The organism is Frankia sp. Mgl5 (genome assembly GCF_023242985.1).
Classification (GTDB): Bacteria; Actinomycetota; Actinomycetes; order Frankiales; family Frankiaceae; genus Parafrankia; species Parafrankia soli.
On the sequence record NZ_JALKFY010000002.1, the window covers coordinates 162256 to 177380 of the forward strand.

Genomic DNA, 15125 nt, shown 5'->3' on the forward strand with positions numbered 1-15125 from the left:
CCGAGGAGGAGGAACAGCATGAGCGAGGGCAAACCTTTTCCCGCGGATCCGCGGCCGAGTCCGGGGCCCGGGCCGGCGGGATCCTGGCCCGTGGTGGCGGCCATCCTCGCGGCGACGGCCTTCCTGCTGGTGGTCGGTGGCGGCTACCTGGCGGTGACGCGTAGCGATGTCCTGGCCGGTGGGTCCGGCCCGTCGCCCCTGTCCGGCCCGCGGACCCAGGCGGTGCCGACCACGGCCCCGGGCTCCAGCTCCGGCCCCGGGACCTGGTCGCCGGGAGTCCCCGGGGCTCCGGTCACCACCCCCCCGCGCCAGCCGACGCGGCCGACCACCCCCGCCGGCATCGCCGCCCTCCCGGAGCAGGCGGCCGCCGAGCTGCTGGCTGACCAGGCGGCTCATGACGAGACAGGGGTCCGCGCGCTGCGGGGAAGCTGGGTGCCGCAGGTGTCCAGCAAGTGTGTCGGCGTGCGGGCGGACCTCGAGCCGGACTGGTTTCCGGACGGCACAGCCGAGACGCCGAGCGTGACCACACCCCAGATCGCGGCCTTCCACCAGGCGCTCCAGCTGCGGTTCGGCGCGCTGACCACCAGGCCGACAGCCCTCGGAATCGACCAGGACTACGCCACCGCCGGTGCCTGCCAGGGCCAGCTCGTGTGGATCAGCATCGTTCCGCTGGCGTTCTCCGGCCCGAACACCGCGAACGGATGGTGCGACGCCAACGGGATTCCCACCGAGGAGTGCCTGGCGCGGAAGGTGGAGCCCGGCGGGCGGAGCGAGTTCGTGGCCCGCGGTTGACAGCCGGCGCCACCTGCCCGTGCGGCTCACGAGCCGGGCAGCTGGCGCCGGCGCTGCTGCTCCCCTTCCGTGCGCCGCCGCCGCTCGGCCCGGCGGCGCGCCGCCGCCGCGGCCTCCTCCGGTGACAGCGCGTCGACCGGCAGCACCGAGCCCGGTGGCTTGCGGGTCTCCTCCTCGTGCTCGACGCCGGACTCGGCGAGCTGCTCATCGACCCGGTCCATGCCGGCCGCGGCGGCCTCGCACACCCGGGTGTCGTCCGCGATGACGGCGTCCGCGGCCTCGGCGGGGCCGGCCTCGGCGGTGCGGACCGTCGTCCAGGACAGCAGCTGCTCCTCGTCCGGGCCGTGCGGGCGCAGGGCGAGCCGCAGCTCGTGCCGCGCACCGATCGCGGCCCGCACCTCGACCGATCCGTCCGGTGCCTCGATGACCTCGAGCTGCTCCGGGTCGTCGGTCAGCTCGTGGACGGCCTCCGTGAGCACGGTCGCCTGGTGGCGGCGGGCCGCGGCGGCGAGGAGCGCGTCGATGGCGGCGACCGCCCGCCCGCGCAGGGGGTCGTCGAGCAGCCGGGTGCCGGCCATGACCTCCAGGAGCTCCGCGCGGACCGCTTCGCCGGCCGCGTCGACCATGGCTGCGCCGGGGCCCTCGGGCAGGAGCGGCTGGATGAGCACGGCGGCCTCGACGGCCGCCGTCTGACGCCGCCGGACCGCGTCCCACACCTCCTGGGCGGTGGCCCGCAGCCCCGCCAGGCGGGCCTCGGCCTCCCCCGGGGGACGGCTGCCCGGCTGGCCTCCGGGCTGGTCGGCGCCGGTCTGGTCGACGGCGCGGCGCAGGGCGCGCAGCGCGGCCGCGGCGGCGTCCGCCAGCGCGGCGTGCTCGTCCACGGTGGCGAGCGCGACCCGGGCGTCGGTCAGCATCGCGTGCACCTCGGCCTCGAACGGGGCGGCGAAGGCCGGCTGCCGGCCGGCAGCCGGCGCCGCCGCAGGCCCGGTGTCGGCAGGGCTCCCGATCCGCACCCTCCCGCTTCCGCCGGTCGTCCGGACGGGGCCGGTCCTCAGGGGGCCGGTTCTCCCGCCCTGCGCCGCGGGGGCGTGCAGGCGTGCCAGCAGCGCCGAGCGGCGGCGCCGGGTCAGCTCCTGTTCGAGGCGGGCCAGCTGCCGGTCCAGCTCCCCGCACCGGCCGAGTACCGCCTCCGGCTGGCCGGAGTACCCGAGGGTCAGCAGCGCCGTGTCGACCGGGATGCCCTCCGCGCGGCACGCGGCGGTGAGCAGCCCGACGCGCGCGTTGCGCCCGGCGACCTCCCGCACCGTCGACTCCCACCGCCGGGCGTCCTGGACGGCTGCGTCGCAGGCGGCCGCCGCGCGTCCGGCCCGGTCGGCGCCCACCCGCAGGCTGTGGGACACCGCCCAGGCCATTCCCGTCCCGGCGGCCCCGGCCACGGCCGCGCCGGCGGCGACCGTGACGATCACTCCGGCCGCGGCCACCGCCGCCGTGTGCGCGGCGCCCAGCACCGCGTGCGTCGAGATGGTCGGCATTACGCTGACGGTGCCGAGCCCGGCGCTCATGGTCTTCCTCCTGATGGCCTTCGCCTGATCACACGAGTCGTGTCGCCGGTCGCCGGTGCCGCGCTGCCCGCCGCGCCGCCGGTGCGGCGCACCATGCCCGCACCCGGCTGGGCGCCGAGGGTGTTGCGTCGGTGCGTCTCGTGCGCGCCGGCCCAGGCCCGGCGCCGCGCGGAGACCCGGTGCGTGGCCACCCAGAGCTCGACCGCCTGCAGCGGGAGCGGGACCGCGACGAGCACGAGGAGCAACACGCACAGGGCGGCGAGCAGCAGCAGGCCGACCGCCAGCCGCGGCCCGGCGTCGAGTTCCCACAGCCGCCGGCCGGTCTGGTCCAGCCAGGCTGACCGCGCACGGTGCCGGCGGCTTTCGGCGGCCGACGCGACCGGGGCGCGGTAGTCGCCGCCGAGCTCCGTGGCGAGCCGGAGCTCCCGGTGGGCATGCAGACCGACCGCGCCCACCGCGGCTGCCGTGAACAGCGCGAACCACCCGGCGGACCAGGTACCGGGCCATGAGGCGGCCGCGTCGCGTCCCCACCACACGTGCGCCGAGAGCAGAACAGCCGCGCCGGCCAGCCAGGGCACGATCCACCACAGCGCCCGGGCGCGTGCCCTCGGGCGGCCGGCGTGCCGGTGGGCCTCCATGTGGTCCCAGGCGGCCCGACGCTGCCGGGCCGCTTCCTGCGCGACCTCGTGGCGGGAGCGGGCGGCTCCGGCCTCGCCGGCCGCGGCCGGCAGGTGCAGGAGCGCGGCGGCCAGATCCACGCCCCGGTGCAGGTCCCGCTCCGGGACGGGCCCGTGCACCCGGATCCTGCTCGCCGTTCCGACACGGCGCACCCGACCCGTGCCGCCCGGCGCGCCGGTCACCCCCCGCAGCACGCTCGTCCACCAGGCGGGTGCCCACGGATCGAGCCGGGCGCTTTCCGTGGCGATCAGTTGGGAGAGGTGCCCGGCGGCGCCGGTGGGGTCGGCGGCCAGCCACAGGGCGGTCGCGTTCGTCCACTCGGGGAGCCAGGTGGGCAGGTGGCGGGTGCCGCCGGGGACGAGGCCGTGGGCCCGGGCCGGCAGCGCCGCCGCGGCCTCGTCCCAGCGCCTGGCCACCGCCGCCAGCCGCGCCCGCGCCCCCGCCGTGCCGCCGTGTCCTCCGCTGTTCGGGCCGTTCGGGCCGTTCGGCCCGCCGCCGGAGAGCCGGGCCACCGGGGCGGCGACGGTCGTCAGGATGCGCTCCCGGCGCAGCTGCTCGATCAGCCTGCGCTCGTCGCACCGCCGGCCGGCGGCGATCGCCGTCCGGGCGGCGTCGGCGAGCTCACGCAGCGACTCCGGGCTGATCTCCACCCCGCGGAACCCGGGTGCCGCGTCGGGGTCGAGCCAGCGCACCAGGTGCAGCAGGCGGACGTCCAGCGACACCTCGGGCCGGCGCAGTCGGTGGTCGAGGAGCTCGGCCAGGTCCTCGTCGGTCCACCCGGCACCGCTGTTCGGGCGGGTCGCCCGCAGCCATTCGACCAGCTGCCGCCAGCCCTCGCCGTCGTCGTGGCCGCCGGCCACCGGCAGGAACCGGCGGCCGGCGTGGCTCCAGGTCACCGGGTCACCGCTGATCGCGGCGGCCAGCTCGGCGGGATCGTGGAAACGGCGCGCCCGCAGGCTCAGCGCGACCGGTTCGGCCCCGGCGTCGGCGACCGCCGGCGAACCGCCGCCCAACCAGCTCGCGACCTCCCGATGGCCCCACCTCGCCGCGTGATCGCGGGTGAGCAGGCCCCGGCAGAGCATCCGGACCCGGGCGTCCGCCACCCCGGAGACGTCGACGCCGCGCGCCGCCAGCTGCTGCGTCCAGGCGGCGTCGTGCAGGCCGCGGAAGACACGCACCCCGGTCGCGAACTCCAGCACGACGATTCCCAGCGCCCAGTAGTCGCGGGCGGGGGAGTCCCAGACCTGGCCGGCGACGATCGCCTCCGGCGGCATGAAGCGCGGTGAGCCGTAACGGCCGGTGTAGCGGCCGGTGTCGTCCACGACCCGGGCGATGCCGAAATCGCCCAGCACGAGATGGGGCGGGTCGAGCGAGCGCACGAGGATGTTGCCGGGCTTGAGGTCGCGGTGCAGCACCTGCGCGCCGTGCAGGGCGTCCAGCGCGCGGTCGAGCTGGGCGACCAGCAGCCGGATCCGCTCGGGCGGCCACGGCGCGAAGGTCTCGCCGTGCTCGTCCACGGACGCCTGCACGGCGTCCTCGAGGGATCCGGCCGGGAGGTACGGCGAGATCTCGTAGTCGTACCGGTCGGCGGTCCCCGTCTCGCGCAGTTCCAGGACGTGCTCGTCGCGGATACCCCGGACAGCCGCCCAGACCGCGTCGCGGTCCCGCGGGACCGCGGGGTCGTAGAGCTTGAGCACGCACCGTGGAGCGTCGCCGCCGACGAACCGCAGCCGGGCGTCGGACGCCGGTCGCCGCGGCCGGACGAGCAGCAGCGTCGCCTCCCCGCCGCCGGGTAGCCGCCCGCAGCGGACCCATCGCTCGTCGAGGTCACCGGGCAGCCGGTCGGCGAGGTCGTCCGGCAGCCCGGTCCCCGCGACGACGTCCGCGGCGACGTCCGCGGTGTCGGTCGCGGTGCCGGTCGTCGGGGGATCGGCGCGCTCGATCCGGGTGATGTCCGGGTCGGCGAGGCCAGGCCGGGCGGTGCCGCCGAGTTCGACCCGGGTGAGTTCATCGGCCGGGCGCTCGACGCGGGTGATGTCGGGATCGCCGCCGGCCGCCGGGCCGACCGGGCCCGGCCCGTGCTCGACCCGGGTCCGGTCGGCGGCCACCGGCCCCCTCGTGCCGGAATCGTCGTCCGGGCCACCGGAGCTGGTCAGCGCGCACCTCCCTCTGCCCTGACGGGGCGGTCACGGAGCGCGGACCGCCGCGCACCTCAGGACAGACGGACGGATCACCCCGGGCCGGCCGGCACCGCCCGTCCGTCCGTACCGATGGAGCGGGCGCCAGCCGGCTCCACAACCGGGGGTGATGCGCGGTGCGGACACGACGGGGGCGGGGCGGGCGGCGACGCCGTTCACCCCTCGGGGTCGGTGAGCCCGTCGACGTCCTCGATCGGCCGGTACCGGCGGCGCGCGAGATCCTCGTTGTACGACTGGCGCGCGTCCACCTCGCGCTGGAACCAGTCCCGGGCGGCGTCGTCGGCGAACATGTCCCGCAGCAGCGCGAGGAGCGCGGCCCGGTCCGCCTCGCTCGTCCCCTCCCGGCCCAGCACCGCCTGGTAGGGGTCCACGGCCCCGTGATCGAGCCGTTTGAGGACGTCGCGGAGCAGCTCGATGCCGCGCGGGTGCCGGGCGCGGAACCCGGCGAACGTGACCCGCTGGGAGAGGTCCCGGCCCGGCTTGACCGACCAGCCCTGCCGCTGCGCGAGGACGGAGCGTCGCGCGTCACCGACGAAGTCGCTGGTGCGGCGCATGGTCCGCGCCCCGCTGGCCGAGGGAAGCAACTGGGTGGCGACGGCGTGCACCAACGGCAGGAGGGGGTCGTTCGGCGGCAGCCGGTGGAAGAAGGCGTGCCGGACCGCGGCCACCTCGGTCTCGTCGCGCGGTGGTGTCCGGATCCACTCCATGATCCGGACCCAGTCCCGGACCTCCTCGCCCCGGCTCGTGCGCGGTGGACCGTCGCGCAGCTGCCGGCGCACCTTGTTCGCGGCCCACACCGCGTGCGCCAGGGCGATGTCCCAGCACAGGTCGCAGTCCGGGCCGCACCGCGGGCCGAGGTGCACCTGCCGGGCCCGCTCGGCCCGGGTCAGGTGCAGGAAACGGTGCGACACCATCGCCGCCATGGCGTGGTAGGCGCGCTCCGCCGGCCGGTCGGGGTGCTCGCTGTCCGCCTCGGTGAGGTGCCGCAGCCGCCAGTCGGCCGTCCCCTCCAGCATGGTCGAGCTCCCCTCCCCGGTCGGCGATACGCCTGCCTCGCCGTCGGCGCGAAGGTGCCGTCCTGCCATGAGCGCCGCGGATGGGACAGACGTGACTTCCGAGCACAGACCTACCGCCCGGAACGGGCGCCGTCGCTTTCGGCGTACAAGATGTCGCTCTTCTGTCCCGTGCGGCCCGGGGACCGGGGCGGGGAAGAGGTCCGAGGGGGGAGAGGATGGACCGAGAAGAGTCGGTGACCGCCTTACCGGCGGACGGTGCGTCCGGGCCCGGGGACGACCCGCGTCCCACGCCGCCGGCCCGGGGGGAGGGGACGCACATGGCCCACCGCGGGCAGCCGTCCGGCCGGCGGGCACGGGACGTCCCACCGGGCGCGGGGGAGTTCTCGGCCGCCGTCTGGCGGCTCTGGTGGACGACCCGTCCCACGCTGCGGGTGGAGGTTCACCCGGGACCGGACCGCCTGTTGGTGACCGGCCGGCCCGGAACGCCCGAGATCGAGGTGGACCCGGGCGAGCGGCTGTCGGTGGCCTTCCGTGCGTCGGTGCTGACGTCGCTGTGTCTGGACGGGGCCTCCCGCTGGGACGAGCGGCCGGCGGAGGTGGAGCTGGCCCGCCGACTGCTCGGCCCCCGGGCGAGTGCGGCCGTCCCGGGGCTGCTGTCGGCTGGCGGCGTGGTTCAGATCATGCTTGAGGCCGCTGAGGCCGCGGAGCTGATGGACGTCTGGGACGGCTTCGTCGCGGAGACCGGCGCGGCCGGCGCGGCCGGTGGGACCGGCGGGACTGGCGGGACTGGCGGAGCCGCTGGGTAGGCGCGGCGTCACCCCCGGTCGTCGTTGGATGGTGTCCCGTCGGGAGGCCGCCCGGGGTGGTCGTCCGGGCAGGGATGACCGGTGCCGTACCGCTCGTGCGTGTCCAGGTACGTCTCGACGACCGGGACGCAGGTCGACGACGCCGGCCGGGGCATCGTCGGCTGGTCGTCGGCCGGCGGTCCGCCGCTCGCGCCGCGGTCGCCACCCATGAGCACGATGATCAGCGTGCCGCCGACGAACAGGACGATCGCCAGCAGCGCGAGGAGAACCGGTAGCCCCAGTTGTCGCCGTCGCCCCGGGTCGTCGGCGGCGTCGTCCGGTGGGGGCACCGTCCCGGCCGGCGCGGTCCTCCTGACCGACCGGGTGACGCGGCGGAACCAGGACTGCCGGCCATGACGCGGCCCGCCCCGGCGGCCTCCCCGGAGTCCGCGGCGTTGGCCTGGCTCGCCCGGCCCGTCCACACGCGGCTCGTCCTCGCCCGGTTCGCCGCCGCCCGGGCCGCCGCCCGGGCCGCCGCCCGGGGCGCCGTCGTATGGGCCGGGGCTGTCCGGGCTGTGGTCGCGCGGGTCGGGGTTCAGGGGGTCGGGGTTCAGGGGGTCGGGGTCGCGGGCGGCCGGGTCGACGTCCACGGCGCTCGCGGGCGACCGGGACCGCAGCAGTGACATCACCGCGTCGGCCCTGTGCGGGGTCGTGGGCTCGCCGCCCCGTGGCCCGGAGGTGAAGACGCCGAGCCGGTCGATGGCCGGGTCCGCGACGAGGGCCACCTGCCCCACCAGGCCGAAGAAGCTCCGGTGCAGGAACGTGTCGTAGCTGGAGAGGAAGATCCCCAGCCCGGGATGGGTGTGGTACCAGCCGACCAGGTGCACGTCCGGGCGGTTCTCGAGCCAGCGCTGCAGGTCGACGAAGGCGTCCGGCGGGATCTCCAGCCGGGCCCGCTCGCCCCGGGCCTGGAGCGCCGGGTGGGCCTGCGTGATCGATGTCCAGGCACCGCGCGCGTCCGAGCCGATCTGCCCGGTCAGGAAGCCGCCGACCTCGTTCGTGGACGTGTGTGCGTGGTCGCTGATCCGGATCAGCGGCTCCTCCGCCAGGTAGAGCTGGCCGAGGTGGGTGCCGACCCGCCGGAACGCCGGGCCCGCGTCCAGGGACGGCCGGATGGCCGCTGGCCGCGGCGGCGCGGGGACGTTTTGGCGCAGTCGGATCCGGGGCCGCGGCGGGGCAGCCGGGGCAGCCGGGGCAGCCGGGTCGGCCGGGTCGGCCGGGTCGGCCGGGGCAACTGGGGTAACTGGGTCGGCCGGGGCCGTGGTGGGTCCGGCGATGTCGGTCAGCCGGCGTGCGCGGCCGGGCAGCTCGATCGTGTCGGCGGTGCCGGCACCGGTGGCGGCGCTGGCTTCGCCGGCCGCACCGGCTTCCGTGGCACCGGGCGCCGCGTCGGCGTCCGGGTCGGGGTCGGGGTCGAGGTCGAGGCTGCGGATCGGCCGGGCGTCGAGGTCGGGCCGGGTCGGGTCGATCACGGCCGCTCCCGGGCGATGCGTATCCGCGGCTCGGCCGTCGGCGTCGGCGTCGGCGTGGGCGTGGTGGAGGCGGGCCTGACCCTGATCCGGGATACCGGCCCCGGACCCGGCCGGCCGGCCGACGGACCCGGGCGGCCGGCGGTGGGGTCCGGGCGCAGCAGCGGGCGCGGGTCGACCGGCCGGCTCTTCGAGAAGTAGCCGGCGCGCTCAGCCTGCCTCGCCCACGTCGCCGCCGCCTGGTCCAACGGGAACGGCGGCACCAGTTCGGCATGGTAGTTCTTGTACTGAACCATCTCGCCGAGCATCAGGACCACCCGGTCGAGGGTGTGGCCGACCTGCCAGTGCGCCTGGTCGATGCAGACCCGCTGCGGGCCGTGGCCCTCGATGTTGGGGTGCAGGATCGGGGTGAGCCAGCGCAGTCCCGGCGGCACGCGCGGGTACTCCCGTCCGAGCTCGATCCGCACCCGGTGGTGGTCGCCGTAGACCGGGCGGCCGTCGCGTTCGGTGCCGACTATGCCGCGGCAGCGGAACGTCACCTCCCAGATCTCCGGCGGTCGCCCCGTCGCGGTGTCCAACGGCCGGGCCTCGATGAGGTCGCTGTTCTCGCTGAGCTCGAGCACCTTGCGGGCGTCGGCCCGCAGGCGCCGGTCGCGGGGGTTCGTCGTCCCCCCGGCGGGTGCGTTCATTTTCTCTCCTCGGTCTGCTGGGCAGCCGTCCGGACCGTGGCCGCCGGGTCAGGCGAAGCGCGCCGAACAGTTCGGCAGGGCGCAGTTGTCGGCGAAGACCATGCAGTCGCGGTGATGCGGATGGCCGGCGGTGCAGCGGGAGTACGGCTCGCCGGGGCCGATGGTGTCGCCGCAGACCTGGCACCCCTCGGTGCTGGTGCCGTCCCGCCGCATCTGCACGCGCGTCTGGCCCGCCGTCCTGGGCGGGCCGCCGCGGTTCGAGGACGAGTTCGGATCGACGATCCGGACCCGGCCGCGCGCCTCGGGCCAGGATCGTGGCGAGGGCGGCGTGCCGGGCCCCGACCGGCCGCGCTGATGCAGGTAGACCCCCATGCCCAGTAACAGCGCCATGGCCGGGATGAGGACGAGGGCGATCGCGTCCATCAGCGCGCGCGGTCCGTTCCGGCCCCGCGAGCGGCCGTCCCCTCGCTGACGCGGTAGCGGGTTTCGTGGTCGGTGCGCTCGGCGTCGCGGTCGCCGGTGAGCTCGAACCAGCGCGATCCGGCCGGCCCGCGCACCTCCACGACGTCACGGGGCGGGATCCCGGCGGCGGCGAGGAGGAGGTCGCCGTCCCGTGCGTCGAGCCGGTGCCGGAACACGGGCCGGCGCTCGTCGCCGCACTTCGGGCAGATCGCCGCCGACTGGCGGACGAGGCCCCGGGCCCGCCGGACGGAGCTGACACCGCCGCAGCCGGAGCAGTCGAACTCCCACACGCTGTCCCAGCGCAGCTCGACGGTGGCCGGCTCGCCGACCACCGGGACAGCCGCCGCGAGCAGGTCGGCGACGGTCGCCGTCCGCGCCCGCAACGGGGTCTCGACGACCGGGCCGTAGCTGACATGCGCCTCGCAGTCCGGGTCCTCCCGGCGCCCGCTGATCATGAGATCCGGCGCGCCGAGGTTGACCAGCATCCCCCGCCCGCCGACGACAGGACGCCCGTGCAGGACGTCCATCGCCAGGTGCACCTGGGCGGCGGCGATGACGGACGCCGTGGTGGGGGAGGTGGCGACCCGGCCGTGGGCGGCCGCGTCCACCGCGAGCTGACGGCAGGACGCCACGTCGTCCAGCGCCCGCCAGTCCTCGGGACCGAACCCGCACTCGTAGCAGGGGCCCTCCTCTGGGAGGAACGCCATGGCGTGGCCGTGCGGCCCCTGGGTGGCTCCCTCCACCCAGGGCACGCCGAGCGCCCGCGCGTGCCGGTTGAGCCACCAGCGCACCCGCCGGCTGTCGAGGCCGGCGATGATGACGTCCTGCTCCCGCAGGTAGCCCAGCCCGGCCTCGTGGACGACGTCCGCGTGCACGGCCGTGACCTCGACGTCGGGGTTGAGGTCGGCCAGGGTCTCGACGGCCGCGGACACCTTCGACACCCCCTCGTGCCGGGGCCGGAAGAGCACCGAGCGGCTCAGGTTCGACATCTCGACGGTGTCCCGGTCGATGATCGTGATCGAGCGGAAGTCGAGCATCGCGAGGTTCTTGAGGATCTCGTTCCCGAGCGCCCCGACCCCGACGACGGCAACCTTCGCGCCGTGCACGACCGACCGGTCCCACCAGCCGTCCAGCCAGGCGAGGCGGGCGTTGCGGTCCCGCGGATCGGGGATGCGCCGGCGCGGCTGGTTCAGTGCCATGCCGCGAAAGCGCCGGTGGCCGCGGAGGCGCCGGCGACCACGAACGGCGCGATCACGAGCGGGCTGTCCGCCGGCACACCGGCGTCGGACAGCGTCTCGTTGCCGGTGAGCTCCCGGCCGAGGCTCTTCGAGTGAATCTTGTAGACCACCGCCGACCCGTCGCTGCCGGTCGTGGGCAGCCCCAGCTCGGTCACGAACTCGGGGATGAGTTCCCCGATCGGTACGTCGTCCGGCATTTCGACGCCGGTCGTCGTGCCGGAGGGCTGGATGAGGGTCATGGGCACGTCGGCCATGGAGGTTCCTTCCGCTTCCGCACGGTTCGTCGCGTGGGTCAGCGACCGTCGCCGCCCGAAGTGACATCCCGAACTGACGGACCGAACCGGCGGGCCGGTGGCCGGTCCGCGGAGTGGACGGACTGTCATGCTTCTGTCCACCGGCTGGCAGGAAAATGTCGCCGCCGTCGGACCTGCCGCGGGAATGGTCTTTCTTCGCGATTCCCGCGCGGGGCATCCTGATTTGGCCGGCGTTCCGCCCGGGCCGTCAGCGCCCGTGGCCATTCACGGTGACCGGGCGCCGCCCGGTCACCGTGAATACCCTGGGCGAGTCTTCGTCAGACGACCCAGCGCAGGCCGTAACCGCGGCCCTGGCGGAGGTCGTGGAACTGCATGTGGACCTCCCCGGCACGGTCCACGCCGAGTCGGGGAAGCTGCGCGCTGTCGTCGTCGACCACGCGCGGCGGAACACCGTCCAGGACGAAGACCTCGACGCCGTCGGCCGCCTGCGACGGCGAGAAGCGCACCCGGATTTCGAACTCGGTGAGCCGGCCCAGCGGAACGCACACATAGTGCGGTGCCATCGGCGCTCCGTCGACCACGCGCAGCGCAATCCCGAGCTTGTGCCGGTCACCGGCCCGCAACGGGCCGGGGAGCTCGACGTGCAGCCGGAAATGGCTCGCGCTCGGCCGGTCCCAACCGAGCAGGATTCCGCCGTAGAGAATCTCGGCACCGAGATCGCGCCCGCGGCCGCCGCGGCTGCCGTCGGGGGGGACGCTCAGCTCGAGCGTCACCGTGTCGACCCCGTTGACCGTGGCCACGATGGTCCGCGCCTCTGTCGCCTCGGGCACGTCGCGGTCGAGGCGCAGCAGGGTGGACAGGCGTTCGGTGTACCAGGTGTCGCGCGTGGGGTTCCCGCGCGCCGCCTCGGGCCGGGCGCCCGGCGATTCGACCACGGCGGGGCCGTCCGCCGGCGGGCCGTCTGTCGGCGGGCCGTCGGCCGGCGGTTCGACCGCCGCCTCGGCAATCAGCGCGAGCGCCTCGTCGACGCGGCGCCGCACCGTGCGCCGGTCGCGTCCCCACTGGTCGCCGAGCCAGTCGAGCCGTTCGCTGAGGAACCGGTGCTGCGCCTGCGGGTGGATCCCGAAGAACACCTGCGCCGCGACAGCCAGATCATCCGGGATGTCCGGCAGCCGCTGCCGCAGCCAACGGCCCACGGCGGCCCGGTCCACAGCTGCCCCGTCCACAGCTGCCCTGTCCGTGGCTGCCTGATCCTCCGCGGTCAGGCCGGCCGCCCTCTGGTCCGCGGCTGCCCGATCAGCCGCCGCCCGGCCCCGGGTCGCCTGATCCCGGGCTGCCTGATCCCTGGCGGCCGAATCAACGCCGGTCTGGGCTGTGGTGGCCTGATCCGTGGCCCGTGGGGTGCCGTTGCCGGCGGCGGGCCGGTTCATCGTGGCGCGAGCCACGCCGTTTGGTGTTGCTCCGGGGCGGCCCGGTGCGTGCGCGCGCGTGCGCCCGTCCCGGCGAACCGCGAAGGTCAGCATCGGGCCTACCCGCGTCTCCACCGCCGGGGTGTTCAGCCCCCGCCCCCAGCCCAGCTTCTGAAGCTCCCCGGCCAGTCCGTCGCGGGTGAGAACACCCACGTCAGCCGGCGTGGACGGCGCCGGAGCGCCGTCGTTGAACCGCGCAGACCCGTCAGTCGGCACGCTTCCTCCTCCACCTTGGTTCAGTACGCGATCCGTCCACCGCCGCTCGGGTCCGTCCGGTCCTGGAACCGCGCCGGTGCACGGGTTCTCCCACCACGGCGGGCCCGCGGGCGCCCGTAGTGGGTTTCCCTGTTGTCGGCCCGCGTGCGCGCAGGCCTGACTGTCGGCCGCCCGCCCATGTGCGCGGTTCGGTGCCGGCCTGCTTCGGGCCGGCCGTCGCACCTGGGCGTCACGGCGCCGCACACGCGGTGTCAGCGGCCGTCGGCTAAATGATGATCACTCAAGATGTGTTCCCCCCGTTTTCTTCTGGTGCCGGTGGGATCCGGCGCCTGGCGATCCCATGGCCTCATGCCCCGCCGGGCTGTGTCCATGTCCTGTCCAGGTCCTGACGTGGTACGCGCGTCAATCCCGATTACCAGTATGCCGCCGGGTGCCCTTCGAGGTCCCCATGTCGTCGCGGTCTACGGCACAAGATGTGTGAGCTTTCCGCGCCGGGCGCCGCACTCCCCGCGGGACAGAAAAGTGGCAGTTCCGGGACACCGCAATTCGTCGTGTTGGCAGCATCTCGACGCTGGACTACAGTCCAGCCGGCGCCGGAGCCGTCCACTGCTCTTTGCGGAGGAGAAAGCGCATGACCCGTAAGCGGCCAGGACAGCGACCGGAACACGATCCCGGCCTCGGTGACACCGCATGGGGAAGGCCGTGGTGAATACCGGGGAGCCGGATCCTGCGGACCCACTGCTGCGCGCGCTGGCCGAGCACTGGGAGGACGTGCTCGCCAGGGCCGACGACGAGCAGCGGGCGCGACTGCACGGCCTGGTCGACGGCTCCCTCGAGCCCGACCCGGTGGATGCCCGCGCCGCACTCGCGGACGAGCTGCTGATGCTCCTGCCAGCGGATCACCCCCTGGTCGAGGTGCTGCGCACGGGCCCGATGCTCGCCCCGGGAGGCCTGGCGGGCGACAAGACCGGCCTGCTGGACGAGGGCTTCCGACTGATCCTGCGCGCGGCCGGCGACGACCCGGGTGGCACTCCCGCTCCCGCTCCCGCTCCGGCTCCGGCTCCGCGACAGGAGCCGGGCCACACCGCCCTGCCGGCTCTCGACGAGTTCGACCGGCAGGTCCAGGCCAGGCTGCTGGCCCTGCCGTCCCTCAGCCCGGAGGAGCTGCGTGCCCGGGGCACCGACCCGGACGACCGCCGGCTGATCCGACTGGCCCACCCGGACAGAGGAGACCAGTTGCCCGCGTTCCAGTTCGCCGGGTCCGGCCAGCCGTGGCCGGTCGTCCGGCAGGTGAACGAACGGCTCGACGCCGAGGCCGATCCCTGGGGCGTCACCTGCTGGTGGATCGACCCGCACGCGCGGCTCGACGCCGCCCCGGCCGAGCTGATCGGCCTGGACCGCAAGCGGGACGCGCTCCTGCTCCGGGCCGCGGCAGCCATGGCGGTGGACTGATGCCGGCCGGCGTGCCGCCCAAGGACGGCCAGGCTCAGCCCCGGTACCAGGAGGTTCCCGCCGGCACCCTGCTGTGGCGGGTGACCGGCGTCGCGGACGGGCAGTCACCGGAGCCGGAACCGTCCCTGTTCCGCTCACCCGTCCGCGACATGGAGGAGGACAGCCTGCGCTGGGGCGGCCGGTTCGACGCGACCCCGGACTGCCCCTACCCGTACTGCTACGCCGCGTTCGACGACCTCACCGCACTGTGCGAGGTGCTGTTGCGGGACGTCCCCTTCAACTCGCCGCAGCGGTACCTGCCCGCGAGCGCGGTCACCGGCCGGAGCCTGGTGCTGCTGGAGACGCTCCGGCCGTTGCGGCTCGTCAGCCTGCTGGCCGCCGCCGACCTGGCCGCTGCCCGTCAGGACACCTGGCTGGTGCACACCGACCACACCAACTACCCGGTCACCCGGCTGTGGGCGCACTGGCTGCGCGACGGTGAGGACACAGCGGGACAGGGCCCACCGGCGGGCCTGGTGTGGCCGTCGAAGCGCCACCCGAGCGGCCAGGCCGTGCTGCTGTTCGGTGATCGGTGCGGGGACGCCGTCACCTACTCCCCGTTCGGCGCCCGCCCGCTGGACGACGAGGCCGGCCTGGACTGGCTGAACCGACGGCTCTCGCTGCTGCGCACCCGAGTCAACCGGCCGCGGGCCAGGCCGGCGGCGTAGGCACGCTCGTCCGTCTGCAGTAGGCGGGCCCGGCGACGCCGCCGGGCCCGCGGCCGACTCCGCTGAGCCGGCCCGGCC

At 75.5% G+C, this 15125-nt stretch carries 13 protein-coding genes; 4 read left to right on the forward strand and 9 right to left on the reverse strand.

Going from position 1 to position 15125, the window contains the following annotated elements; translation table 11 throughout:
* Positions 1-18 precede the first annotated feature (18 nt).
* Positions 19-792 carry a hypothetical protein gene (locus MXD62_RS01920; RefSeq protein ID WP_248827708.1) on the forward strand — a complete coding sequence of 258 codons (774 nt, stop codon included), beginning with the start codon at positions 19-21 and terminating at the stop codon, positions 790-792.
* Positions 793-818: 26 nt separating this feature from the next.
* Here the strand turns inward: MXD62_RS01920 and MXD62_RS01925 are convergent, their stop codons facing one another.
* From MXD62_RS01925 to MXD62_RS01935, 3 genes are all read right to left on the reverse strand, one after another.
* Positions 819-2354 carry a hypothetical protein gene (locus MXD62_RS01925; protein ID WP_248827709.1) on the reverse strand — a complete coding sequence of 512 codons (1536 nt, stop codon included), beginning with the start codon at positions 2352-2354 and terminating at the stop codon, positions 819-821.
* On the reverse strand, positions 2351-5140 hold the full coding sequence (locus MXD62_RS01930; RefSeq protein ID WP_248827710.1) for a serine/threonine-protein kinase: 2790 nt from the start codon (positions 5138-5140) through the stop codon (positions 2351-2353). Before MXD62_RS01930 ends, MXD62_RS01925 begins: the two co-directional genes overlap by 4 nt.
* Positions 5141-5385: 245 nt before the next feature.
* Entirely contained in the window at positions 5386-6246 is an 861-nt protein-coding gene (locus MXD62_RS01935; protein ID WP_248827711.1) for a hypothetical protein, read from the reverse strand.
* A 233-nt stretch (positions 6247-6479) separates the two neighbouring features.
* On the opposite strand from MXD62_RS01935, the gene MXD62_RS01940 reads away from it, so the two are divergent.
* Positions 6480-7052 carry a hypothetical protein gene (locus MXD62_RS01940; RefSeq protein WP_248827712.1) on the forward strand — a complete coding sequence of 191 codons (573 nt, stop codon included), beginning with the start codon at positions 6480-6482 and terminating at the stop codon, positions 7050-7052.
* A gap of 8 nt (positions 7053-7060) precedes the next feature.
* On the opposite strand, the gene MXD62_RS01945 is transcribed toward MXD62_RS01940, so the two are convergent.
* From MXD62_RS01945 to MXD62_RS01970, 6 genes are all read right to left on the reverse strand, one after another.
* The gene (locus MXD62_RS01945) at positions 7061-8563 is read right to left on the reverse strand and encodes a Mov34/MPN/PAD-1 family protein (protein WP_248827713.1); all 1503 of its coding nucleotides are present in this window, start codon (positions 8561-8563) and stop codon (positions 7061-7063) included.
* On the reverse strand, positions 8560-9249 hold the full coding sequence (locus MXD62_RS01950; protein WP_248827714.1) for a ubiquitin-conjugating enzyme E2: 690 nt from the start codon (positions 9247-9249) through the stop codon (positions 8560-8562). The genes MXD62_RS01945 and MXD62_RS01950 overlap by 4 nt, the downstream gene beginning before the upstream one ends.
* A gap of 48 nt (positions 9250-9297) precedes the next feature.
* The gene (locus tag MXD62_RS01955; RefSeq protein WP_248827715.1) at positions 9298-9672 is read right to left on the reverse strand and encodes a hypothetical protein; all 375 of its coding nucleotides are present in this window, start codon (positions 9670-9672) and stop codon (positions 9298-9300) included.
* Entirely contained in the window at positions 9672-10910 is a 1239-nt protein-coding gene (locus tag MXD62_RS01960) for a ThiF family adenylyltransferase (RefSeq protein ID WP_248827716.1), read from the reverse strand. Before MXD62_RS01960 ends, MXD62_RS01955 begins: the two co-directional genes overlap by 1 nt.
* Positions 10901-11203 carry an EsaB/YukD family protein gene (locus MXD62_RS01965; RefSeq protein ID WP_248827717.1) on the reverse strand — a complete coding sequence of 101 codons (303 nt, stop codon included), beginning with the start codon at positions 11201-11203 and terminating at the stop codon, positions 10901-10903. The genes MXD62_RS01960 and MXD62_RS01965 overlap by 10 nt, the downstream gene beginning before the upstream one ends.
* 317 nt (positions 11204-11520) lie before the next feature.
* Complete coding sequence (locus MXD62_RS01970) at positions 11521-12888, reverse strand: hypothetical protein (RefSeq protein ID WP_248827718.1); 1368 nt, start codon at positions 12886-12888, stop codon at positions 11521-11523.
* 705 nt (positions 12889-13593) lie between these two features.
* Here MXD62_RS01970 and MXD62_RS01975 point away from each other — a divergent pair.
* Positions 13594-14340 (forward strand): hypothetical protein, encoded by a 747-nt coding sequence (locus MXD62_RS01975; protein ID WP_248827719.1) that lies wholly within the window; start codon positions 13594-13596, stop codon positions 14338-14340.
* On the forward strand, positions 14340-15047 hold the full coding sequence (locus MXD62_RS01980; protein WP_248827720.1) for an RES family NAD+ phosphorylase: 708 nt from the start codon (positions 14340-14342) through the stop codon (positions 15045-15047). Before MXD62_RS01975 ends, MXD62_RS01980 begins: the two co-directional genes overlap by 1 nt.
* Positions 15048-15125: the final 78 nt, after the last annotated feature.